This window comes from Bacillus sp. JJ1566, from assembly GCF_036962685.1.
Classification (GTDB): domain Bacteria; phylum Bacillota; class Bacilli; order Bacillales; family Bacillaceae_L; genus Ferdinandcohnia.
In genome coordinates this window covers 49,575-57,486 of the sequence record NZ_JBALOP010000038.1, presented here as the reverse complement: position 1 = coordinate 57,486, position 7,912 = coordinate 49,575, and the positions used below count along the sequence as shown (strand labels likewise).

At 35.6% G+C, this 7,912-nt stretch carries 5 protein-coding genes and 1 riboswitch; all 5 genes read right to left on the bottom strand.

What is annotated here, in order from left to right:
- The coding region (locus tag V7112_RS14720; RefSeq protein ID WP_335421065.1) for an OmpL47-type beta-barrel domain-containing protein at positions 1-4,001 on the bottom strand (4,001 nt) is incomplete at its 3' end.
- 81 nt (positions 4,002-4,082) lie between these two features.
- Positions 4,083-4,168, bottom strand: a riboswitch (cyclic di-GMP riboswitch).
- A 149-nt stretch (positions 4,169-4,317) separates the two neighbouring features.
- Entirely contained in the window at positions 4,318-4,668 is a 351-nt protein-coding gene (locus V7112_RS14715; RefSeq protein WP_335421062.1) for a flagellar protein FliT, read from the bottom strand.
- Positions 4,668-5,066, bottom strand: a complete 399-nt coding sequence (gene fliS / locus V7112_RS14710) for a flagellar export chaperone FliS (protein WP_335421060.1) — start codon at positions 5,064-5,066, stop codon at positions 4,668-4,670. The genes V7112_RS14715 and fliS overlap by 1 nt, the downstream gene beginning before the upstream one ends.
- Before the next feature lie 46 nt (positions 5,067-5,112).
- Complete coding sequence (flaG, locus tag V7112_RS14705; protein ID WP_335421058.1) at positions 5,113-5,469, bottom strand: flagellar protein FlaG; 357 nt, start codon at positions 5,467-5,469, stop codon at positions 5,113-5,115.
- Between the two features lie 167 nt (positions 5,470-5,636).
- Entirely contained in the window at positions 5,637-7,187 is a 1,551-nt protein-coding gene (fliD, locus tag V7112_RS14700; protein WP_335421056.1) for a flagellar filament capping protein FliD, read from the bottom strand.
- Positions 7,188-7,912: the final 725 nt, after the last annotated feature.

The window sequence follows — 7,912 nt, the reverse complement described above, 5'->3', positions numbered from 1 at the left end:
ACATCAACACTGTAGTAAGATACCTCAGTAATACCCTCTTCACTAAGAGTAAAATTTGTACCTTCTACATACTCAGATCCATTTACTGAATAGAAAGTCTGAGCTACGCCACTTAAGCTGTCAGTTGCAGTTAATTCAACCTGAATATCTTTGTTGTCCCAAGCTTCTACAACATCAGAAGTTGTAACCGGCGCTGTTTTATCCACTTTCACTTCAATTGTTTGGATTTCTTCTTTATTCCCTGCCTGGTCAATACTATAGAAGAAAATATGATTTACCGCTTCCTCTTTAACAGTAAAATTTTTACCTTCTACAAAAATAAGACCGTCATAGGAATAAAAGGTTTTTGCAATTCCACTTAAGTTGTCGGAAGCTGTTAATTCTACTTGGAACTCCTTATTGTTCCATACATCTTCAACATTTGATATTGTAGTTGGTTTTGTCTTGTCAATTTTCACTTCAACTGTTTTTACTTCTTCAGTATTACCGACATTATCAACAGAATAATAGGAAACCTTGTGAATACCTTCCTCTTTTATAGAGAAAGAAGTTCCTTCAACGAATACTCCATCATTTAGAGAATAGAATGTCTTTTCAACCCCTACCTCATTATCGGTAGCAGTTAATCTAACATCCACACTCTCATTAACCCAGTTGGTCGGTGCATTAATTGATGTAACAGGTGCTTCCTCATCGATAATTAATTTAGCAAGTACAATATTTGAAGGTACTGATTCTCCAAATGAATTACTAACAGAAGTAACAATATATTCATGGTTTGCATATGAAAGATTATTAAGTGTATAAGACAAATTATTAACCTTTTCAGCGATCAAAACTTGCTCGCCATCAATAATCTCATAGATGTTATAACCATTTGCATAGGTTACGAAATCCCAGGTAATTCTTGCACTTGTGTCACTTGTTAAGTTCAAGTTTGCTACTGGTGGCTCCATGATTGGATAGATAATATTTTCTGTAATCTGGTTTGATGGCACTGATTCACCGAAAGTAGTGTGATACCCAATTACTTCAAAGGAATGTGTATCTTCGGTTAAATTATGAACTTTTAAGCTTCTTGCTGTACCATCATATATCTGTTTGCGACTATCATTTGTTATTTGATACACTCGGTATTTATTTGCCCAATCAGCAGCTGACCAGGTCAAAGTAATATTATTTATATCATTAATTACTCCAACTAGTTGAGTAGGCTGTACCTCTGGCCAGATCAGTGTTAACTCTGTCGACGTACTTTCAGGAGACTCTCCAAAACGGTCACTATAAGAATGCACAACATATTCATAATCACCCTCAGGCATACCTCTGAACATTGTTGATGTACCTGTAGTTTTTCGTTGGAATACCTTTTCACCATCTATAATCTGATACACATTGTATTCTTTTGCATATTCTACCTTTTCCCACCTAAGAACAATGTCATTTCCATTTGAAATGCTATTTGTCACATTTTCAGGCTTCTGCATAATGGGATGAACCAATGTAACCGAAACCGCACTACTTTCTGGAGATTCTCCAAAACGGTCACTAAATGAGTGAACCTCGTATTCGTAGTCACCTTCTGGTTGATTTGTAAAATTTACACTAGTTCCAGTTACGGTTCTTTGTAATACTTTTTCACCATCAATAATTTGATACACATTGTAGTTCTTGGTATAATCTGATGCCGTCCACTTTAATTGAATGTCATTACCATTCGAAATAGTTTTTGTTAGATTTTCCGGTGCTTGCATTGTTGGATATAGAACATCTAAAGAAACAATGCTTCCCTCTACTGATTCCCCAAAACGTTTACTTACGGATTGAACGAAATATATGTGGTTTCCTTCATTGACATTACTTATTTGATATACATTTGAAGTAATATCTTTTTTAACGAGTTCCTTTTTGACACCTATTACCTCATAAACATTATAAGAATCAGCATAATCTGCCTTTTCCCACGAAAGTTTAATATCATTTCCATTTGACAACACATAGCTAAGACTTGCCGGCTTCTCCATTTCTGGATGCACTAAGTTTACTAAAATCTCGGCCCCAAACTTCGATTCGCCATGAATCGTAGAGTTTGAATGAACAACGAAATGATAGTCACCTTCATGTTGGTTCGATATAGTTAATGTTTTTGAACTTGTATTTTTTAAAAAGACCTTTTCTCCATCGATAACCTGATATACATTGTAATTTGTTGCGTTCTCTGCAACCGTCCATGAAAGAAAAATATCGTTTCCATTTCTGATTTCAAACTTGGGATCTGTTGGTGCTTTAATTGTCAGTCCCTCTACTGTAACAATTATTTGAGCACCTATTTTAGATTCACCAAATTTGGAAGAAACAGAGTAAATCTCATAAGCGTATTCCCCAGCAGCCATATTCGAGAAGGTTCTATTCGTACTACTCGTAGTTGCCTTGAGAACTTTTTCTTCATTTTCAATCTGATAAATCTTATAGGTTGTTGCATATTCCACTGCATCCCATTCTAGACTAAATGATGTCTCACTCTTAATTGTCTTCGTAACATTAGTAGGTGCAGACATTTCAGGGTGAATAACTGAAATGATTGTTTCAGTTCCCTCTAATGACTCGCCAAATCGAGATGAATAGGAATGGACTACATATTTGTAATTGCCCTCTGCCATATTTGTAATAGTAGTGATTGTCGAAGGACTTGTTACTGTCTTTACTCTTACCTTAGACCCGTCATCTTTCACTTGGTAAACATAATAATTGGTTGTATTTGAAGTTGGTTCCCATTCCACCACAACATCGTTACCATTTTTAACATAGGAGGTTACTTTGCCTGGTGACTGCATTTCAACGTGATCAATCGTTAATGAAACTCTTGCACCCTGTACTGATTCTCCAAAACGATCATTGTATGAATGAATTTCAAATTCATAATCCCCGGCTTCCGCCTTTGAGTATGTGATGGAAGTATTTGAGACTGTACTTTTTAATAGTTTTTCACCATCAATGATTTGATAGATTTTATATTCTTTGGCATTTGGAACACTATTCCAAGTTAGCCTTATATCATTAAGATTTAATAATTGATATGAAAAATTGGCCGGTGCCTCCATCGTGATTTCATCCAAAACGACAGTTAATCCTTCTCCACCGACGGATTCGCCAAAGCGGTCACTGAATGCCTGAACTTCATACTTATAGCTTCCTGCTGAAACATTTGACAGTCTAATAGACGTATTAGTTGTTGTTCCAACAAGCTCTTTGCCATTTTCGGTAATTTTATAAAGTCTATATTCTGTTGTAAAAGGGACCGACCCCCAACTAAAGGTAACGTCATTCCCATTTGAAATTGAGTATTTGAAGTTGCTTGGTGTTACCATCATTGGATGAACCACCTCAGCTATGATAGGTGCTGAAGTAGGTGAATCTCCATATAATGTGTTAACTGCGGAAACAGCATATTGATAATTTCCTTCAGCCAAATTTGTAATTGTGTAATCCTTCTTCGTTGGAGAAGCTAGTAACGTAAGCTGTCCATCCTCGGAAACCTGATAGAGATTATAGACTTCCGCATATTTAACTGTATCCCAGGATAGAACTACATTGTTTCCATTACTAATCCTGTAAGATAGATTGGATGGGGTGACCATCTCTGGATATGTAACAGTAAAACTGATAGGAGCACTTGGTCCAGACTCACCTTCCGAAGTTAATGTCGATATGACATAGGTATAAGTACCCTCAGGAAGATTATTTATTAAAAAGCTATTAGAATTTACCTTCTCTTGTAAAACGAGTCGACCCTCAGTAATTTCGTAGATATTGTATCCTGTTGCGCCATATACAGAATTCCAACTGAGTTTAATATCATCTGGAGTTACCTCCTGATATGAAATATCGCTTGGTGGCAGCATACTACCACTTGCAAGTGCATTGCCAAATGGGAAGAACAATTGAACAACCATTAAAAGCAACGCGAAAAAAGTAACATTTCTTTTTAAAATTTTCTTCATTCTTTAGTCCTACCTTTCTAAAAAAAGCCAAAAGAAAAAGAACCTCATACAAGGTTCATAGGTAGATAGACTATGAGTCCTTGTGGCAACCGGCTACCATCCACTTATTGTGGGTAAGGCCCTTGGCTTTGCGTCCTATGATTTCCCATAGTTTGCCTTTTTCACTTTGGTTTTTTGTTATTCATTACCTACTATCATACTATTATACTACTCTTTTGAAAAGGTCTATTTTACTATTTATAGTCAATTTATCCTTATTTTACAGAAAAATCTAATAAAATAAACCGAGTAGCATTTGCACTACTCGGTATCAACGCTATTTTCTTTTATCAAAAAACATTCCATCTGCCGACCCGACTTGATAGGGGTTAGCATACTTTTTTGAAGTAGCTTTACTCTTTTTCAATTGGGCTAAATCCGTCTGGATCTCGAGTTTAATTTCTGCTAATTTGGAATCAATGATTTTGTTCATACGGACGATTTCGGTACCTACCTTGTTTTCATCATCTGTGTAGGGTGGAGAAATTTCTTTAATTGTACGGTCCCTCAAGTCTAAGAGAGAAGTAATTTTTTCAATAATACTATCTCGATTCTCTTTCGAAATCGGTTGTTCCACTAACTCCAGTAATTCCTTTGTTATATGGTATAGTGACAAAAGTGCGTTCACTAGGCTTGTCCACCTTGAAATTGCTTTTGACGGTTCACTTGAATAACTTGCTTCCATGTGTCTCTAAATTCCTTCACATATCCCTCTGCTTCTTCTAATATTTGCAGATCATTGTTTATGTTAGCTTCAATTAGGCATGATTTAATATAATCATACATTGCCATCATTTGTTTTGAAATCTCATTATCCATATTCAATGTAACCATAAGTTCTTGGATAATATTTTGTGCCTTGATTAAATTTGTATTTTTTCCACTAATATTATTTTCTTCCATCGCAACTCTGGCCATTGAAATAAATTTAAGACAACCGTTATAGAGCATTAACGTTAACTCGCCTGGCGATGCGGTTGATACTGAATTCTTTTGATACGCTTGATAGGGATTATTCACAGCCATTTTTCATCCACTCCTTCTTACCTCTAAGAAAACTAGAAAATCAATTTTAAGCTTTATTATCAAAAAAGAGCCCCAAATAATTTGTCATTGAAGCATAGATATCCAGCAATTTCTTTGATGGAATTTCCCGAATAACCTCATTTGTATTTGTGTCAATAATCTTCACATAATATTTTTGTAATTCCTCATGTAATTCAAACTTTAACGAAGTAGTGGTTGGTGATAAAAAGTCGTTCATCACATTCACAACCTCTTCAAGCCTTTCCTTTGAAACTAGTATTTTGTTCTCTAGTTGTTTATTTTCTTTTGGTTGTATGTGATCAATTATCAATTCATTATTTCTACTTGAAATATCAGCGTTCTTAAAAACAGAAGAGTTAAAGGAAATATCTTTAATTACCATACTAGTCTTCCCCTTTCGACTGAACAAACCAAATCTATTATTAATATCGGCAATAATTCATTTACATTTAGTAGAAGTTCCTAAATTAAAAAGGTTTTGATATGACGGTTTTTTTAAGTTCCTAAAAAAAGCAAAGTGAAGGGTTTCATATCCCTCACTTTGCTTTTTTACATCCCTCCACCGAATTGTTGCATAAGCCAACCACTTTGAGAGTTAGCTCTTTGCAAAGCCGCTTCCATTGCTTGGAACTGTCTCCAATAACGGCCTTCAACTCGAGCTAAACGATCCTCTTCTCTAGATATGCCGTTTTCAATATTTTTCAATTCTTTGGCCAGCATGCTATTTACATCAATAGAATGATTAGGAGAACCTGCCTTAGAACTTAGTTCAGAAATTCCAAAATTTAACCGATCGTATAATCTGATACCTAAGCCGCTCTCATTATGCTTTTGGACATTGGATACAGTCGTGCCAGTTTCCAAACTACTTGAAGTAAAAAGCTTTATGACACTATCCATATTATTTTCTAGAGCTGCGTTTAGCTTCTTTTCATCAATTACTAGCTTGCCATTATCTCGCCAATCTTTACTTGTTGTAATGCCAATATCAAATAAAAACTGAAATCCTGCATCACCTGTTTCAACAGCAGTCCCTAAACTAGATCTTAAATCCGTGAGAAACCTAGAAACCGTATGATCCCCATTTAACATCCCGCTTTGAGCTTTTTCTTCCCAGAGCTCAATTTCCCGATCTGTCATCTCATTTTTTTGTTCTTCTGTTAGAGGCGGAAAGTCCCTGTAGCGTTTCTCTACTATCTTTCCATTAAGTTCCGCAATTAGCTCATTGTACTTATCCACAAAATTTTTAATGCTGTCAAAAACAACTGTTGTATCTTTTCTTGTTTCAACAGACACAGGTTGATCAGTTGTGATATTTGCCTTCAAATCAAATTTAATTCCATCAAAGGTAAAGCTGTTCCCTATTGGATTGATAGTCAATCCATTTATGACGACTTTCGCAGCAACCGCATCAGAACCTTTAGCTGTAGATACACCATTTGAAGAAAAGCTATCTGTACTATCATTAACTGTCCCATTTATGAGCCCTAATTTATTAGCAGAAATAGCTGTATCACCATTTACTTTTAAATTAGTGATAGAGATCTCAGATGTTGCTGCTTTATTCGTACTAGTTAAAATTAATGAACCTCCATCTTTAAAGTAGGAGGCTGTAACCCCTGCACCAGCATCATTGATTTTAGTAATGGCAGTTGCTATTGTATCTGTAGCTTCAATGGTAACAAGAGTTCCATTAAGATCAAAAGAAATATTTTCATCCAGGGCTCCCCCCTCTGCAATGTTTAATTTAAAACTAGCAGAAGCACCTCTAGCCTCTTTAGCCATAGAAGCTTCACTTATGGTGTAAGTTGAAGAAGAAGGTAATCCTGTAACTGTGGCTCCCAATTTTTCAGGTTGTGTTACTGTTGCAGTCTGTTTATTAAATGGGGTTTGAAGTCTTAGATTCTCAGTTGCAGATCGAAAGCTTGCAAGCTTACTATTAATTTCTCGATAAGCATCTGTTTTCCACATATTCATCGTTTTCGCTTGCTGTAATTTAATTAACCTATGCTTTTGAGCATTAACTAACTCCTTTACCATACTTTCTGTGTCCAAGCCAGAGGCTAAACCTGAAAATCTTATGGTTGTATTAGTAATCATCATTTATCCTCCATATCTTTTACTTATATGTTCTACAGGCTCTGGATAGTAAGTACTATACTCTTAACTCTTAGCCTTAATATAATATATATATTCTTTATATCGTCACGGATTGAATAATTTCAAATAGGTAATAAGAATGAAGTGAGCAAAAATTATCTTTTCAAGAGATGTTTTAAAAACATGAAAGAGGCTTCTTTCTCCGCTAAGAAGTCAAGGTAGTAACGACTTCTACCGTTCGAGCAGCACAATTGAAGCATGATGACCATAGGTAGGAATTTTTCGCTGCGTTCCAGGCCGAGACCAAGTCAAATGCAGACTTTGATAAGCTCGAATGTGTGTCTCTTCCTGATAATAAGAGGATCGTATTTTCATTATAGGCATTTTTTATCCATTCTAGTTTATGAGTAAACAAGCTTTGTTTTTTAGAATTCGCATTTTTTAACACATAAATAGGGCGTGTATAACGATAAGAGAGACACCAAAACATACATAATACACCAGTTTGAATCATTTGCACGTCATAGGTGCGATGAAAGTATTCAGGGACAATCGGTGTATTCCAAGATACATCCGTTCCCATCCATGCTTGGAAGGGAAACTAGTGAAAAAAATTTCTTTAGCTCCATCTGTTGTTCTTCTGTTAAAAAGCAAGGACGTCCCTTACCAAATTTACGTTAAAACGAAAGATGTATTCAGTGGCTTTCTGCCGGTGCAAGTTACAA

Coding starts and splice junctions, on each gene's coding strand:
- fliS (WP_335421060.1), bottom strand. CDS start 5,066: ATGGCTGTGAATAATCCCTATCAAGCGTATCAAAAGAATTCAGTATCA.
- flaG (WP_335421058.1), bottom strand. CDS start 5,469: ATGGTAATTAAAGATATTTCCTTTAACTCTTCTGTTTTTAAGAACGCT.
- fliD (WP_335421056.1), bottom strand. CDS start 7,187: ATGATTACTAATACAACCATAAGATTTTCAGGTTTAGCCTCTGGCTTG.